Annotated in this window: 18 protein-coding genes; 15 read left to right on the top strand and 3 right to left on the bottom strand. The window is 71.0% G+C overall.

Annotated elements, in window-relative coordinates; all coding sequences use genetic code 11:
* Positions 1-80: 80 nt before the first annotated feature.
* Both HD596_RS44140 and HD596_RS44135 read left to right on the top strand, forming a co-directional pair.
* On the top strand, positions 81-1,310 hold the full coding sequence (locus tag HD596_RS44140) for an NAD(P)/FAD-dependent oxidoreductase (protein ID WP_185075335.1): 1,230 nt from the start codon (positions 81-83) through the stop codon (positions 1,308-1,310).
* 88 nt (positions 1,311-1,398) lie between these two features.
* On the top strand, positions 1,399-1,965 hold the full coding sequence (locus HD596_RS44135; RefSeq protein WP_185075334.1) for a peroxiredoxin: 567 nt from the start codon (positions 1,399-1,401) through the stop codon (positions 1,963-1,965).
* Positions 1,966-1,970: 5 nt separating this feature from the next.
* On the opposite strand, the gene HD596_RS44130 is transcribed toward HD596_RS44135, so the two are convergent.
* Positions 1,971-2,462: a transglycosylase domain-containing protein gene (locus tag HD596_RS44130; protein ID WP_185075333.1), complete on the bottom strand. Its 492-nt coding sequence runs from the start codon at positions 2,460-2,462 to the stop codon at positions 1,971-1,973.
* A gap of 266 nt (positions 2,463-2,728) precedes the next feature.
* On the opposite strand from HD596_RS44130, the gene HD596_RS44125 reads away from it, so the two are divergent.
* The 4 genes from HD596_RS44125 to HD596_RS44110 all read left to right on the top strand — a co-directional run bounded on the left by HD596_RS44125 (position 2,729) and on the right by HD596_RS44110 (position 5,375).
* A complete protein-coding gene (locus HD596_RS44125; protein WP_185075332.1) occupies positions 2,729-3,055 on the top strand; it encodes a PadR family transcriptional regulator in 327 nt (108 codons plus the stop codon).
* Positions 3,052-3,408: a DUF1048 domain-containing protein gene (locus HD596_RS44120; RefSeq protein ID WP_185075331.1), complete on the top strand. Its 357-nt coding sequence runs from the start codon at positions 3,052-3,054 to the stop codon at positions 3,406-3,408. Before HD596_RS44125 ends, HD596_RS44120 begins: the two co-directional genes overlap by 4 nt.
* A 1-nt stretch (position 3,409) precedes the next feature.
* Positions 3,410-3,733: a DUF1048 domain-containing protein gene (locus HD596_RS44115; RefSeq protein ID WP_185075330.1), complete on the top strand. Its 324-nt coding sequence runs from the start codon at positions 3,410-3,412 to the stop codon at positions 3,731-3,733.
* Between the two features lie 400 nt (positions 3,734-4,133).
* On the top strand, positions 4,134-5,375 hold the full coding sequence (locus HD596_RS44110; RefSeq protein ID WP_185075329.1) for a serine hydrolase domain-containing protein: 1,242 nt from the start codon (positions 4,134-4,136) through the stop codon (positions 5,373-5,375).
* Positions 5,376-5,400: 25 nt separating this feature from the next.
* On the opposite strand, the gene HD596_RS44105 is transcribed toward HD596_RS44110, so the two are convergent.
* Positions 5,401-6,015, bottom strand: coding sequence for a TetR/AcrR family transcriptional regulator (locus HD596_RS44105; RefSeq protein WP_185075328.1), 615 nt, complete (start codon positions 6,013-6,015; stop codon positions 5,401-5,403).
* 101 nt (positions 6,016-6,116) lie between these two features.
* Between HD596_RS44105 and HD596_RS44100 the strand changes: the two genes are divergently transcribed.
* The 9 genes from HD596_RS44100 to HD596_RS44060 all read left to right on the top strand — a co-directional run bounded on the left by HD596_RS44100 (position 6,117) and on the right by HD596_RS44060 (position 14,115).
* Positions 6,117-7,127: an LLM class flavin-dependent oxidoreductase gene (locus HD596_RS44100; protein WP_185075327.1), complete on the top strand. Its 1,011-nt coding sequence runs from the start codon at positions 6,117-6,119 to the stop codon at positions 7,125-7,127.
* Positions 7,128-7,245: 118 nt separating this feature from the next.
* Positions 7,246-8,166 (top strand): RNA polymerase sigma factor SigJ, encoded by a 921-nt coding sequence (sigJ, locus tag HD596_RS44095; RefSeq protein WP_185075326.1) that lies wholly within the window; start codon positions 7,246-7,248, stop codon positions 8,164-8,166.
* A 98-nt stretch (positions 8,167-8,264) separates the two neighbouring features.
* Positions 8,265-8,873 (top strand): NAD(P)H:quinone oxidoreductase, encoded by a 609-nt coding sequence (gene wrbA / locus HD596_RS44090; protein ID WP_185075325.1) that lies wholly within the window; start codon positions 8,265-8,267, stop codon positions 8,871-8,873.
* Positions 8,874-8,903: 30 nt separating this feature from the next.
* Positions 8,904-9,332, top strand: coding sequence for a YybH family protein (locus HD596_RS44085; RefSeq protein ID WP_185075324.1), 429 nt, complete (start codon positions 8,904-8,906; stop codon positions 9,330-9,332).
* A 105-nt stretch (positions 9,333-9,437) separates the two neighbouring features.
* A complete protein-coding gene (locus HD596_RS44080) occupies positions 9,438-10,190 on the top strand; it encodes an SGNH hydrolase domain-containing protein (protein ID WP_185075323.1) in 753 nt (250 codons plus the stop codon).
* Entirely contained in the window at positions 10,190-11,512 is a 1,323-nt protein-coding gene (locus tag HD596_RS44075; RefSeq protein ID WP_185075322.1) for an acyltransferase family protein, read from the top strand. The genes HD596_RS44080 and HD596_RS44075 overlap by 1 nt, the downstream gene beginning before the upstream one ends.
* Positions 11,433-11,963, top strand: coding sequence for a GerMN domain-containing protein (locus HD596_RS44070; protein WP_221519840.1), 531 nt, complete (start codon positions 11,433-11,435; stop codon positions 11,961-11,963). The genes HD596_RS44075 and HD596_RS44070 overlap by 80 nt, the downstream gene beginning before the upstream one ends.
* Positions 11,960-12,643 (top strand): response regulator transcription factor, encoded by a 684-nt coding sequence (locus tag HD596_RS44065; protein ID WP_185075321.1) that lies wholly within the window; start codon positions 11,960-11,962, stop codon positions 12,641-12,643. Before HD596_RS44070 ends, HD596_RS44065 begins: the two co-directional genes overlap by 4 nt.
* Positions 12,640-14,115, top strand: coding sequence for a sensor histidine kinase (locus tag HD596_RS44060; RefSeq protein WP_313046330.1), 1,476 nt, complete (start codon positions 12,640-12,642; stop codon positions 14,113-14,115). The genes HD596_RS44065 and HD596_RS44060 overlap by 4 nt, the downstream gene beginning before the upstream one ends.
* On the opposite strand, the gene HD596_RS44055 is transcribed toward HD596_RS44060, so the two are convergent.
* Positions 14,079-14,330, bottom strand: a complete 252-nt coding sequence (locus HD596_RS44055) for a hypothetical protein (protein ID WP_185075319.1) — start codon at positions 14,328-14,330, stop codon at positions 14,079-14,081. The two genes, HD596_RS44060 and HD596_RS44055, sit on opposite strands and share 37 nt — an antisense overlap.
* Positions 14,331-14,372 lie beyond the last annotated feature (42 nt).

Below are 14,372 nucleotides of genomic sequence, written 5' to 3'. Positions count from 1 at the left end.
GAGGTGCTTCACATCCCGTACCTGTCAGGAAACGGCGGGCTGCCCGGTTCAAAGGGCAACCACACAGACAGGAGCAGGAAATGAAGCACCGCATCGTCGTCCTCGGAGCCGGCTACACCGGAGCCATCGCCGCCGGCCGCCTCGCCAGGCGGCTCCGCCGCGAGGACGTCGCCATCACCCTCGTCAACGCCGAGCCCGACTTCGTCGAACGCGTCCGCATGCATCAGGTGGCGACCGGCCAGGACCTCAAGCCCCGGCCGTTCCGCGAGATGTTCGCGGGCACCGGCGTCGAACTGCGGCTCGCGCAGGTCACCGGCGTCGACGTCGACCGCAGGACCGTCACCCTCACCGACGCGCCCGGGTCCGGCGTCGGCCTGAACGCGCCCGGGTCCGGCGCCGAAGAGCTCCCCTACGACACGCTCGTCTACGCGCTCGGCAGCCGCTGGAACGCCCAAGGCGTCCCCGGGAGCGCCGAGCACGCCTACGAGATCGCCGGCCGCCCCGGAGCGCTCCGGCTGCGCGAGCGCCTGGCCCGCCTCGACGCCGGGCAGAGCGTGGTCGTCGTCGGCGGCGGACTCACCGGCGTGGAGGCCGCCACCGAGATCGCCGAGACCCGCCCCGACCTCGACGTCGCCCTCGCCGCCCGAGGCGCGCTCGGTGACTGGCTCTCCCCCAAGGGCCGCGAGCACCTGCGCAAGGTCTTCGGCAAGCTCGGGATCACCGCGTACGAGCACGCCGCCGTCACCGGCGTCGAAGCCGACCGCGTCACCACCGCCGACGGCACGGCCATCCCGGCCGCCGTCACCGTGTGGACCGCCGGCTTCGCGGTCCACCCGATCGCGAAGGCGACCGCCCTGGAGGTCACCGGCGACGGCCAGATCGTGGTCGACGGCACCATGCGCTCGGTCTCGCACCCGGACGTGTACGCCATCGGCGACGCGGCCATGGTGATGGGCCCCGGGGACAAGCCGCTGCGGATGTCGTGCGCCTCCGGCATTCCGACCGCCTGGCAGGCCGCCGACGCGATCGCGGCCCGCCTGACCGGCGGGAAGCTCCCGAAGGTGTCGATCCGCTACTTCAACCAGTGCATCTCGCTGGGCCGCAAGGAGGGGCTGATCCAGTACGTCACCGCCGACGACCGCGCCGTGCAGGCCGTCCTGACCGGCCGGCTCGCCGCCGTCTACAAGGAGCTGATCTGCAAGAACGCCGCCTGGAGCGTCGCCAACCCGACGCTCGGCCTGCCGGTCCGGCGCCGCCGCGTCACGTGGGAGCGCGCCGCGGCCGGCTCGGCCGTCGAGGCGTCGGCGTAGAGCGCGAAGAGACGTCCTTGGCCCGGCTCGCGCACCTGGAGAACACCACAGCAGCCGCGTCTCACCGGCCACCGCAGGAGAGGACCTGATGACCGACCACACGAACCTGCCCGCCGACCTGCCCGTCCCCGAGGACGACGGCGCGGCCGCCCATCTGCCGGGCATGAAGCTGCCGCACCTGGAATTGCCGGGCACCGGCGGCGCCGCGATCCGCCTTGACGCGCTCGGCGCGGGCCGTACGGTGGTCTACATCTACCCGCTCACCGGCCGCCCGGGCACCGACCTGCCCGACGGCTGGGACTCGATCCCCGGAGCGCGCGGCTGCACCCCCGAGTCCTGTGGCTTCCGCGACCACCATCAGGACCTGCTCGCCGCCGGCGCGGTGAGCGTGTTCGGCCTGTCGAGCCAGGACACCGACTATCAGCGCGAGGTCGTCGAGCGGCTGCACCTGCCGTTCCAGCTGCTCTCCGACCCTGCGCGGAGCCTGGCGCGGGCGCTCGATCTGCCCACGTTCGAGGCCGGCGGGCGGAGGCTGTACAAGCGGCTGACCCTGATCATCCGTGGCGACGCGATCGAGCACGTCTTCTACCCGGTCTTCCCGCCGAACGAGCACGCCGGCCAGGTCCTGGCCTGGCTACGGGACAATCCCCTCTAGGGCTGTCAGGCTGTTCGGCGCTGAGGGCCTGTGCCACGGGCCGGCGGGCTGATCTCGTCCGACATATCCTTGCTGGCGCGGATCGAGACGAAGATCTCCTTGACCTTCCGCTGAATGGTCCGCTCCTGGCTGAGGCCGTCGTAGTAGCCCCGCGCCATCTCCTGCGTGATCGTCGAACCGCACTGGATCTGCTGGCCGGTCACCGTGCTCCACACCGCCCGCATGATGCCGGACACCGAGATGCCCGGGTCGGTGCGGAACGTGCGGTTCTCGGCGGCGATGAAGGCGTCGTGGACATGCCGCGGGATCTTGGTGATCGGCACGATCTCGCGCTTGGTGCCGAGCCAGGCGATCTCGGTCTTGCCGTCCCGGTAGTAGATGATGCTGCCCTGTTCGACGGCCTGCTGCTGGGTCGCCAGAGGCAGTGGGGTGTTGGCGTACGCCACCATGATCATGACGAACAGGCCAGCCGCCAGCACCATGACGGCGAGGACCACGACCTTCCAGCTGGGGATGAACCGCTTCCAGCCGGTCCGGCGCGGCCGGTCGCCGCCGCCCTCGTCCGGGCGTCCCCCGGGACCGTCGTCACCCGGTCCGCCGGGGCCGCCCTTCCCCTGGCCGCCGGATCTGCGTAACCCGTCACGACCTGACTTCGAGGAAGACGCGCGTCATGGCTCGTACAGGCGCACGCGTTCACTACTTTGTGGTACCGTGTAGTGGTACTCGGTAGTACAAAGTAGTGAAAGACCGAAGAGGACCCACGATGGACGACCTGACGGAGATGCTGAAGGGCACGCTCGAGGGCTGCGTGCTTGAAATCATCGGCAGCGAGGAGACCTACGGGTACGCCATCACGCGCCGGCTGAACGAACTCGGCTTCGCCGACGTCGTCGAGGGGACGGTTTACACCATCCTGCTGCGGCTGGAAAAGAACGGGCTCGTCCAGGTGACGAAACGACCGTCCGAGCTGGGCCCGCCGCGCAAGTTCTATGCGCTCAACGACGCGGGCCGCAGAGAACTCGCAACGTTCTGGGCGAAATGGGAGTACATCACCTCGCGGATCGACAAGCTCAAGGAGGGCGGAAGATGAACTTGTGGGACGCCATGACAGGCAACGATCTCACCAGGGAAATGAAGGCGTTCGAAGTCCGGGCACAGAAGTTGCCGGACGACTATCGGGCGGCGTGGGAACAGATCAAGGCTCATCTTTTTCCCTACGGGGACTTCACCGGTCGAAACCTGATGCCGATTCTCGACAATGCTCTGGGGCTGCTCGAAGAGACGGCGGCCGATGGACAGAGCATTCACGAGGTGCTGGGTGACGACATCGGGGGCTTCTGCGCGGCGCTGGCCGGCGGACAAGGGGCTCGGAACTTTCGCGACCGGTGGCGCGAGCAGTTGAACAGGAATGTCGCAAGGAAATTGGGCCGGCTAGGAGGCTGACGTGGGCATCCAGGACATCATCGAGGGCAAGAAGCAGTGGCGGGCGCACCTGGCGCGGGTCAAGGCGCTCCCGAGGGACTATCAGATCGTCTACAAGGAGATGCAGAGGTACCTCTTCAAGGTCGGACCGATCGACTTGGTCGGCGGGACCCTGCTCTCCGGGATCGTCGATTTCTTCGAGGAGGGCGTCGCGGACGGCAAGGGAGTCCTGGAACTCATCGGCGACGATGTCGCTGCCTTCTGCGACGACCTGATCAAGGACTCGCCCACCAACGCGGACATCTTTCAGGAGTCCATCAGCCAGAGGAGAACCTCGGGCGCCTGACCGTCGACAGCCTGCTTGCCACTCCCCCGCCGAGTCGCGCCGGCTGTCTCCCGCCGAAGCCGCCCTCGCGGTCGCCCGCGGCGCTCGGTGGCCGGCATGACCCGTGACGAGCTCGCGCCGGTGCGGCGGGTTGGCGACCGCCTGCGCCACGCGACCGCCTGCGCCACGCGACCGCCTGCGCCACGCGACCGCCTGCGCCACGCGACCGCCTGCGCCACCCAGCGCCGCCACTCCCACCTGCTGCAAGCCGCCCGCGCCCGGCGAGCACCACTTGCGTGTCTTCGGCGCATTGGCGCCGTCCCACCCCTGGAGCACCCCTTCGAGGCCGCGCCCGCTACAGCAGAACGCGGCGAACGGAACCCGATCCGAGCGGCAGACCGTATCGAGAGAATGGATCCGAATGACAGCCAATCAGGCCCGCGACGACCTCGAGCACGGTGTAGAGGAAGGCTGGGGAAAGCTCGCTGACGCGTTCCACGCGAACTTCGAGACCCCCGGCGAGGTCGGCGCGGCGTGCAGCGTCTACGTGGGCGGCCGCCCCGTCGCCAACCTGTGGGCCGGCCTCGCCGACCGCGAGGCGAACCGGCCGTGGCGCAAGGACACCATCGTCCAGGTCGCATCCACGACGAAAGGCGCCACCGCGATCTGTGCCCATCTGCTGGCCCAGCGCGGCCAGCTGGACCTGGACGCCCCGGTGGCCCGGTACTGGCCGGAGTTCGCCGCCAACGGCAAGGAACAGCTCAAAGTACGCTGGCTGCTGTCACACCAGGCCGGTCTGCCGATCGTCGACGGGCCGCTGACGTTCGAGCAGGCCTGCGCATGGCACCCGGTCATCCGCGCACTCGAGGCGCAGAAGCCGCTGTGGCAGCCGGGCACCCGGCACGTCTACCACGCCGTCACCTACGGGTTTCTGGTCGGGGAGGTCGTACGTCGGATCACCGGCAAGTCACTCGGCACGTTCTTCGCCGAAGAGGTGGCCGCCCCGCTCGGCCTGAGCGCCTGGATCGGGCTGCCCGAGGAGCACGAGGAACGGGTGGCCCGGCTCCACTTCACCGATGCGTTCAGCGTGGCGGAGCTGCTCGCCGGCATGATCAAGGTCACTGGGCTCGATGCGGACACGGTCACCGCCTGGGTCGAATCCATGTGGAGCCCGGGCTCGATCCAGATACGCGCCGGCGAGCTCGGCGGCGCCCTCGACAACGCGACCGGATATTTCACGACACGTGCCTGGCGCGCGGCGGAGTTCCCCGCCGCGAACATGCTCGCCGACGCATGCTCGCTGGCCCGGATGTACGCCGCCACCGTCAGCGACGTCGACGGCGTCCGGCTGCTCGATCCGTCGACGGTCGAGAGGATGACCGTCGTCCAGACCGACAAGACGCCGATGTACGGCCTGCCGCCGGGCCTGGACATCCCAGCCGACCGCTCCTTCTACATGTCGCTGGGGTTCGGGCGAGCCTGCCCTCCGGGGCCGATGCTCGGGCCGGGATCGTTCGGCCATCCGGGGTCCGGCGGATCGATCGGCTTCGCCGACCCCGATGCCGATGTCGGCTTCGGCTACGTCACCAACCTCTGGAACTTCCGGCCCGACGACCCGCGGGCCTCGAACCTGGTCAAGGCCGTCCGCTCCTGCCTCGGATGACGGGAACTCACGCCCGGCCCGGCTGTCAGCGCTGACGACGCCGCCCGGCCCCGCCGGTCGAGAGGGCCGGGTCGAGGCCGCACACGGTGGCGATCTGCGGCCTCAGCTCGGCGAACGGCAACGGTCGTACGGCCTGCTGCATGAGCGTGCCCAGCAGGTAGGAGAACAACGCGTGGGCTCGCGCGGGCGCGTCGTCGACCGGGATACCGGCCAGCAGGTCACGCAGTACACCGATCATCGCCTGGTGCATGCGGTCGATCGGCTCCATGCGGCCCTTCTGCCCCACGTCCACCCAGTAGCTGAACCACAGGAACGCGGCGTTCGGCCGCCGGGCGAAGATCTCGAGATAGGCCTGGACGGCGGCCCAGAAGCGGTCGAGAGGGCTGTCGTGCCGGCTCGACGCCTCGGCGATGCGGTCGAGACACCCGCTCATGTGACGTGCCATCGCGGCGTCGATGATCTCGTCCATGTCGTCGAAGTAGTAGTGGATGGCGCTTTTCGTCAGCGGGCCCGCCTCGGCCACCGCGCGCGCCGTGCACGCCGCCAGGCCGTCACGGGCCAGGATCTCCATGGCCGCCTCAATGATCTGCTCCTGTCTGGCCCGCTGGTTCGGCGACCACTGCCGCTCCCGGATTTCCATGGACAGGAGCGTACCGGCACATTGCGCTTTCAGGACGAGCGTCCTAAGGTTCAGGACATCTGTCCTGAAACCGGAAGCAGAGGGGCCCTGTGGGAAGCCTCATGACGACTCGTCCCCACTACTCCTGCGCGCTCGCACCAACCGCCGAGGTCGTCGACACGGCCAGGTTCGCCGAACGGCTCGGCTACCGGCGCGTCTGGCTGTTCGACTCACCGGCGCTGCACGGCGACCTGTGGGTGGCGCTGGCCCGCATCGCGTCCGGGACCGACCGGATCGGGCTCGCCACGGGGGTCGCCGTCCCGGACCTGCGCCATCCGATGGTGACCGCCTCGGCCATCGGCTCGGTCCATGAGCTGGCGCCCGGCCGGCTCATCGTCGCCGTCGGGACCGGCTACACCGCACGGCACGCGCTCGGGCAGCAGCCCGTCCCCTGGGCCGACACCGTCCGCTACGTCCGCCAGGTACGGGCGCTTCTCGACGGCGAGGTCGTCGAGATCGACGGCCGGCCGTGCCAGCTGATGCACCTGCCCGGATTCGCACCTCCGCGTCCAATGGAGGTGCCCCTGTGGGTGGCCGCCTCCGGGCCGAAGGGATTCGCCGCGGCCCGGGAGCTCGACGCGCCCGGCGTCGTCATGACCAGCGTCCCGGCGGACGGCGATCACGGATGGGCCCAGTGCGCGGTGCTGAGGTTCGGCACCGTCCTGCGCCCGGGCGAGGATCACACCAGCCGGCGCGTCATCGAGGCCGCCGGCCCCGGCTACGCCAGCATCGTCCACGCCGTATGGCAGAAAGCGGGCGCCGCGGTCGACGCCATGCCGGGCGGAAGGGCCTGGCGCACCTCGCTCGAAGCCGAACGTCCCGAGCGCGAACGGCATCTCATCGCCCATCAGGGCCATCTGTCCCGGCTGACCGACCGCGATCGCGACGTCGTGACCGCCGCCGGGCTGGCGGCCCTGGAGCCGGGCTGGACCGGCGATGCCGCCTCCATCGCCGCCCGGTTCGACGAAGCGGGTGCCGCCGGGGTCACCGAGGTCGTGTATGTCCCGGCCGGACCCGACATCCCCGGCGAACTGCGGGCGTTCGCCGAAGCTGCCCGGTCGTCCTTTCGGTAGACGTACGCATGGCGCAACGAGGCGGCCCGGGCGCGACAAGCAGGCGCCGCCCTCACATTCCACGGTGTTGTCTCGTCGTAATAGTGAGAGCGGCTGCGACAAGGAAAGACGGCACACCATGACCACCCGATCCGAGCCAGGAGACGACCGGCTCGATCCGAGCCTGAGCGCGATCGTGAGCGAGCGGCGTCAGCTCATCAACCTCGCCTACCGGCTGCTCGGCTCCCTGGCCGACGCCGAGGACGTCGTGCAGGAGACCTACACCCGCTGGTACGCCATGACCCGCCGGCAGCAGGAGGCCATCGAGAGCCCCGGCGCCTGGCTGACCAAGGTCGCCGGCCGCATCTGCCTGGACCTGCTCGGCTCGGCCCGGGTCCGCCGCGAAAGCTACGTGGGCGAGTGGGTTCCCGAGCCGCTGCCCGACCGTACGGAGTGGACCGGCGCGCGGCCGGGTGACCCCGCCGACCGGATCACCCTCGACGAGTCGGTCGCCATGGCGTTCCTCGTCGTGCTCGAAGCGATGACCCCGGCCGAGCGCGTGGCGTTCGTCCTGCATGACGTCTTCCGCTACTCCTTCGCCGAGGTGGCCGAGGTCGTCGGCCGTACCCCGGCGGCCTGCCGCCAGCTCGCCTCCTCGGCGCGCCGGCGCATCCGCGAGTCGGAGACGTCCGTGACGCCGGAGGCCCGGCAGGCCGGCATCGTGAGGGACTTCAAGCGGGCCTGGGAAGCCAAGGACATCGACGCCCTCGTCGGCCTGCTCGCCCCCGACGCCAGGGCGGTCGCCGACGGCGGCGGCCTGGTCAGCGCCAGGCTGCAGCCGGTGGAGGGCAGCGAGCGGATCGCGCGCTACCTGGTCGAGATCGCCGACCTGGCACCCGACCTCGTGATCCTGGAGCGTACGGTCAACGGTCAGCCCGGCCTGGCGGCCCAGCAGGACGGCGAGACCGTGTTGGTCATGGCGTTCGACGTCGCCGGCGAGCGGGTCAAGCACCTGTGGGCCGTACGCAATCCGGACAAGCTCCGGCCGTGGACGGCCTGACGCGCGGCCCCATCGGGCCACCGCACTTCGACCGCCTGACATTTCGCACGGCTTCGTCGTCGTAATTACTGAGACGAATGTTGCGAAAGGAACCGACCATGGCACCCGTCAATCTCGCGATCATTTACTACAGTGCCACCGGCACCATTCATGCCCTGGCGCGAGCCGCCGCCGAAGGTGCGGAAAAGGCCGGCGCCCACGTGCGGCTGCGCAAGGTCGCCGAAACGGCTCCGCCGGAGGCGATCAGCGCTAATCCGGCGTGGTCCCAGCACATTCAGGACACCGCCGACATCGTCCAGGCCGGCCTCGACGACCTGGACTGGGCCGACGCGGTGCTGTTCGGTACGCCCACCCGCTTCGGCAACCCGGCCAGCCAGCTCAGGGCGTTCATCGACACCACCGGGCCCCTGTGGTTCCAGGGCAAACTCGCCGACAAGGTGTACTCGGCTTTCACCGCCTCCAACACCGCCCACGGCGGGCAGGAATCCACCATCCTGGCGCTGGGGAACACGTTCTACCACTGGGGCGGCATCATCGTGCCCCCCGGCTACACCGACCCCATCCAGTTCCAGTCAGGCAACCCGTACGGCACCTCCCACGTGACCGGCGACGGCGCGCCCGGCGACGTGCCCCTGGACGCGGCCCGCCACCAGGCCCGCCGGGTCGTCGACACCGCCGCCTTGCTCAAGGCCGGCCGCGCCGCCTGACACCGAAGATTTTGTTGAACGGAGAATGCAATGACCACGAACGATTCCGAGTTTCTGGCCTTCTTGGACGGCCGGGTCGATGCCTGCCAGGTGAAGGACATTGACCGGCTCATGTCGCACTATTCTCCCGACATCGTTTATTACGATGTCGTGCCCCCGCTCCAGTTCGCGGGGTCCGGCGAGGTCCGCCGCAACTTCGTGCGGTGGTTCGACGAATATGACGGCCCCATCGGCCTGGAAACGCACGAACTCAACATCGCGGTCAACGGAGACGTCGCGTTCGCGCACATGCTCCACCTGGACACCGGAACGCTGAAGAACGGCTCTGATCGCGCGATGTGGGTACGTTCAACGGTCTGCTGCCGCCGGTCCGGCGGCAAGTGGCTGATCACGCACGAACACATCTCCATGCCGTTCGACCCGCAGACCCTTCAACCCTGGACCCCGCCGACGGAGTGAGCCGGCCGCTCAGGCTCGCGGCCTTCGTGACGGCCGTTCCCGCATCGTGTGATGAAACGATGACAACCCGGCTGAGCTCCGCATCCGTCTGATTGCCTGCTGGCCATGCGATCGACGAACCTCCTGATCCTGGCCGTCGCGGCCGGACTCACCCTCGCGGGTTGCGGCGCGGCCACCACCACCTCCTCCGGCACGGGGACCCCGCGGGCCGCCACCGGCGTCCGGGTGCTCTGGATGGGTGACTCCATCGCCGGCGCGCAGGCCCCGGCGCTGGAGGCGGCGCTGCAGGCCGCGGGCGTGGCGTTCAAGAACGCCACGTCCGCCGGCGGCGGCAACGTCGTCGCCGGCGACCACGAGGTGACGGCCATGGCGGCCAAGGAGACCTGGAAGACGCTGAAGGACAACCTCGCCTCCTTCCGGCCCACGGTGATCGCCTACCAGATCACCACCTACGACTGGGGCACCCCCCGCCAGCAACTGTCGGCCTACCAGAAGCTCTCCCGGACGGCCGAGGACGCCGGCGCCGAGCTCGTGCTGGTGTCCGCCCCGCCGTTCAAGATCGACGACTTCTTCAAGCCCCACGAGAACGCGATCAAGAGCGCGCCGGCGATGGCCGCCAAGGCCGCGCCCGGCCGCTACCTGGACGCCTCCGCGCTGTGGGGAAGCGACTACGCGGCCACCAAGGCCCAGCGCGCCAAGGACGGCATCCACTCCTGCCAGCAGGGGTCGGCGGCCTTCGCCACCTGGTTCGCCAAGCAGCTCGGCGAGCGGGCCGGCTTCACCCCGGCCGCCCCCGCCGCCTGGGCCACCGGGCCGTGGACCGGCGACGAGCGCTTCGCCAAACTCGGCTGCGGCTGATGGGAGCCACGACGTCCGCCCCGCGCCGCGCGCATGTCGGCGCGCTCGACGGGCTGCGCGGGTTCGCTGTCGCCGGGGTCCTGCTGTTTCACGCCGGTCACCTGCGCGGCGGGTTCCTGGGCGTCGACCTGTTCTTCGTCCTGTCCGGCTTCCTGATCACGGGCCTGCTGCTGGAGGAGCTCGGCAGGAGCGGCGGCCTGCGCCTGGTGGCCTTCTGGGAGCGCAGGGCCCGCCGCCTCCTGCCCGCGCTGACCGTCATGGTCACCTCGACGCTCCTGCTGGCCTGGGCGTTCGCCGGCCCGGACCTGCTGAGGTACGCCCTCCAGGACGCGCCGTGGGTGGCCGTCCAGAGCGTGAACTGGCACTTCATCGGCGAGCAGATCGGCTACTGGAACGCCTCCGGCACCCGCCTGTTCGCCCACCTGTGGAGCATCGGCGTCGAATGGCAGTTCTACCTGGCCTGGCCCTTGATGGTGGCCCTGGCCGGGAGAGGGCCCGGCGGGCACCGGCGGGTGGCGCTCGTCGCGGTGGCCGGTGCGCTCGTCTCGCTCCTGCTCATGGTCAGGCTCGGGGCGGCCGTGGACACCACCCGCGCCTACGAGGGCACCGACACCCGGGCCTTCTCCCTGCTCCTCGGCGCGGCCGCCGCCACGGCGCCCGTCCAGGACGCGGTGAGCGGCCTGTCACGCACCGCCGTGGACGCGATCTGCGTCCTGCTGCTGTGCGGGCTGTCGGTCTCGTGGCTGCTGACCGGCGGGGAAAAGGCCCCCGGCCTGTTCCAGGGCGGGATGTTCGCGCACTCCCTGGGCGGCGCCGCGCTGATCGCGCTCCTGGCCCACGCGCCGGACGGCCTGGCGGGCCGGGTGATCGGCAGCACCGTGCCGCGCCGGCTGGGCGAGCTGTCCTACAGCCTGTACCTGTGGCACTGGCCGGTCTACCTGCTGCTGCCCCGGCCGGTGGCCGGGCTCGACGGCTGGGGCTGGACGATCACCGCGGCCGGGCTGTCACTGCTGGCTGCGGTAGTCTCGAAGGCCACCGTCGAAGATCCGGTACGGCTGCGCACCGGCTGGGCCACCGGGCGGCGCGGATGGGCGGCACTGGCCGCCACGGCGGTCATGGCGGCGGGGCTGTGGGCGGCGATCCCGCGGCCGCGGCCGCGGCCCGGCGCCGGGACGGTCGACGTGAGCAGGCTCAGCCAGTCATGGCCGGACAGTTCGCGCCAGGCAACGGAGGGACGGACACATGCCGAGGCTCTTACGCCACGTGGCGGCCGGCCTGGTCGCGGCGGCGACGCTGGCGGGCTGCGGAATCAGCGACTCTGAGGTGAGCCCCGCCGGTGCCCCGGTCCAAGGCGGCCTGACCGAAGACGTCGGCAGCTCGCTGCGGGTGTACTTCGTCACGCCCCAGGGCACCTGGCCGGTCTCCCGGCCGGCACCGGCCGGCGCCCGGCTGCAACAGGCCATGGACGCGCTGCTCGACGGTCCCACGGCGGCCGAGCGGGCCCGGGGGCTGATCACGCAACTCCCCTCGGCGCCCCAGCCGGTCCGGGCCACGACGGTCAAGGGCCGCGTACAGCTGCGTCTGCCGTGGCTGGTGCGTGACCTGCGCCCGGCGGCGGTGAGCCAGCTGGTCTGTACGGCCGCCGAGGCCCCGGGCGTCGGCGACGACCCCGTCATCGAGGTGTTCGAGCCCGGCATGCCGGGCCCGCCCTGGCCGGTCAGGTGCGACGAGAGCGGGTCGGCCGTCCCGGCCCATCAGGGGGCCTCCTCGTGACCCGCGTCCTGGTGATAGAAGACGACCCGGCCGTACGCCGCGGCGTGAGCCTCGGCCTGCGCCACAGAGGCCACGAGACCCTGCTCGTCTCGACCGGCGAGGAAGGACTGGCCGAACTCGTCGCGAGCGCGCCCGACCTCGTCCTGCTCGACCTCATGCTGCCCGGCATGAGCGGTCTGGAGACCTGCCGCCGCATCCGCGCCTTCAGCCAGGTGCCCATCGTGATCCTGTCCGCGCGCGACGATGACGTGGACGTCGTCGTGGGACTGGAGGCCGGGGCCGACGACTACGTGATCAAGCCTGCCAGCACCGAGGTCATCGAAGCCCGGATGCGCGCGGTGCTGCGCCGTACCGCCCAGCCCGCCTCCTCCGACCAGGCCCGCACCACCCACGGCGACCTGCTCGTCGACCGGGTCGCCCTGCGCGTGCTCAAGCACGGCGAGGAACTCGCGCTGGCGCCGACGGAGCTGAAGCTGCTGCTGTTCCTGACGGCCGCGCCCGAGCAGACCTTCAGCCGCCAGCAGCTCCTCGAACAGGTCTGGGAACACAGCTTCCACGGCGACTACCGGCTGGTCGACGCGTGCGTGATGCGGCTGCGCGCCAAGATCGAGAACGACCCCCGCAACCCCCGCTACATCCAGACCGTGCGCGGCTTCGGCTACCGGTTCGGGCCGCTGTGATCCGCCTCGCCCGCGCACGCGGCCTGAGGGCCCAGCTGGTCCTGGTGTTCCTGCTGGTCTCCACGGTCAGCGCGCTGACCGCCGCCGCGATCACCTACCGCCAGGGCCACGCCGCGATCGTCGAACGCGCCCAGGCCGACGTCCTGCAGGAACTGCGCGCCCACCTCACCTCCCGGACGCCCGACCTGCCCGCCGACCCCGCCGAGGCGGACCTGCGCAAGCTGGCCCGGCAACTGGACCTGGCGGCGGGCACGCGGGGCTGGCACACCGCCCTGTCCTACCGCGGCGGCCCGCTCATCGCCGCCGGGAAGCAGGCGCCGCCGCTGCCCGCGCAACTGCGCGACCAGGCCGCCTCGGCGCGCACCGCGCTGGCCCAGCGCTTCCACCACGCCCAGGCCCCCTGGCTGGCCGTGTCCCTTCCCGTCACCGCCGCCGCCCGCCCGCACGGCTCCCCGCCGCTCGTCGTCTACGCCTCCCTCTCCCTGGCCTCCCAGCAGCAGGACGTCGACAGCCTGGCGGCCGCCGCCCGCGCCGGAGCCCTCCCCGTCGCCCTGGCCTCCATCGTCCCCGCCCTGCTGGCCGCGCGCAGACTCCTGCGACCGGTACGGCGGCTGCGCACGGCCGCGGAACAGATGGCGGCAGGCAGCCTGGACACCCGCGTGAGCGTCACCGGCGACGACGAACTCGCCGACCTCGGCCGCACGTTCAACACCATGGCGGCCACCCTCCAGGCCGACGCGGCCACGCTGCGCGACATGGAAGCGCGGGCGCGCCGCTTCGCCGCCGACGTCTCCCACGAGCTTCGTACGCCGCTGGCGGCCATGAGCGCCGTGACCGGAGTCCTCGACGCCGACGCCGCCTCCGGCCGCCTCGCACCGCTCACCGCCGAGGCGCTGCAGCTGGTCTCCGACGAGACCCGGAAGCTCACCCGCCTGGTCGAGGACCTGATCGAGGTGTCCCGCTTCGACGCCGGCGCCGCCGTACTGAATCTCGACGAGGTCGACCTGGGCGAGCTCATCGCCAAGACGCTCGATCTGCGGCACTGGCACGACCGGGTCCGCACCGACACTCCCCCGGGCCTGCGCGCCCGCCTCGACCCGCGCCGGGTCGACGTCATCCTCGCCAACCTCGTCGGCAACGCGCTGCGGCACGGCGGCCCGGCGGTGTCGGTACGCATCCAGGTCCGGGCCGGTGCCGACCGGATCGCCGTCACCGTCTCCGACGACGGGCCCGGCATCCCCGCCGACCTCCTGCCGCACGTCTTCGACCGGTTCACCAAGGGCGACGCCGCCCGTACCCGCACCGAGGGCAGCGGCCTGGGCCTGGCCATCGCCGCCGAGAACGCGCGCCTGCACGGCGGCACCCTCACCGCCGCCAACGCCCCCGGAGGCGGGGCGATCCTGACCCTCACCCTCCCCCGGCACCAGGCCGTGGCTCAGGCCGGCTCGGAATCGTCCTCGAAGACGAAGTAGATGCTCAGGACGAACGGCTCCGCCTCACCGGTCGCGTAATCCCACGAGACGTCCACCAGGAAAACGTTGTGAGCCCCCACCCACTCCTGGGCCTTGCCGAACGCTTCCGCGGCAGTCCGGGCGGGGAACAGCAACCTGGCGATCGGATGGACCTGGGAGTCGGCATCGGAGTCGTCGAAGTCCGCCGGAACGTCGAGACGCAAATCGGGCTTCATGCCCTGCACTCTGCCACATTGATCGCCGCGCCCGCCGAGGTC

Origin of the sequence: Nonomuraea jabiensis (assembly GCF_014204795.1) — a bacterium.
In the GTDB taxonomy this organism is placed as follows: domain Bacteria; phylum Actinomycetota; class Actinomycetes; order Streptosporangiales; family Streptosporangiaceae; genus Nonomuraea; species Nonomuraea jabiensis.
This window is presented reverse-complemented; position numbering and strand designations above follow the sequence as displayed.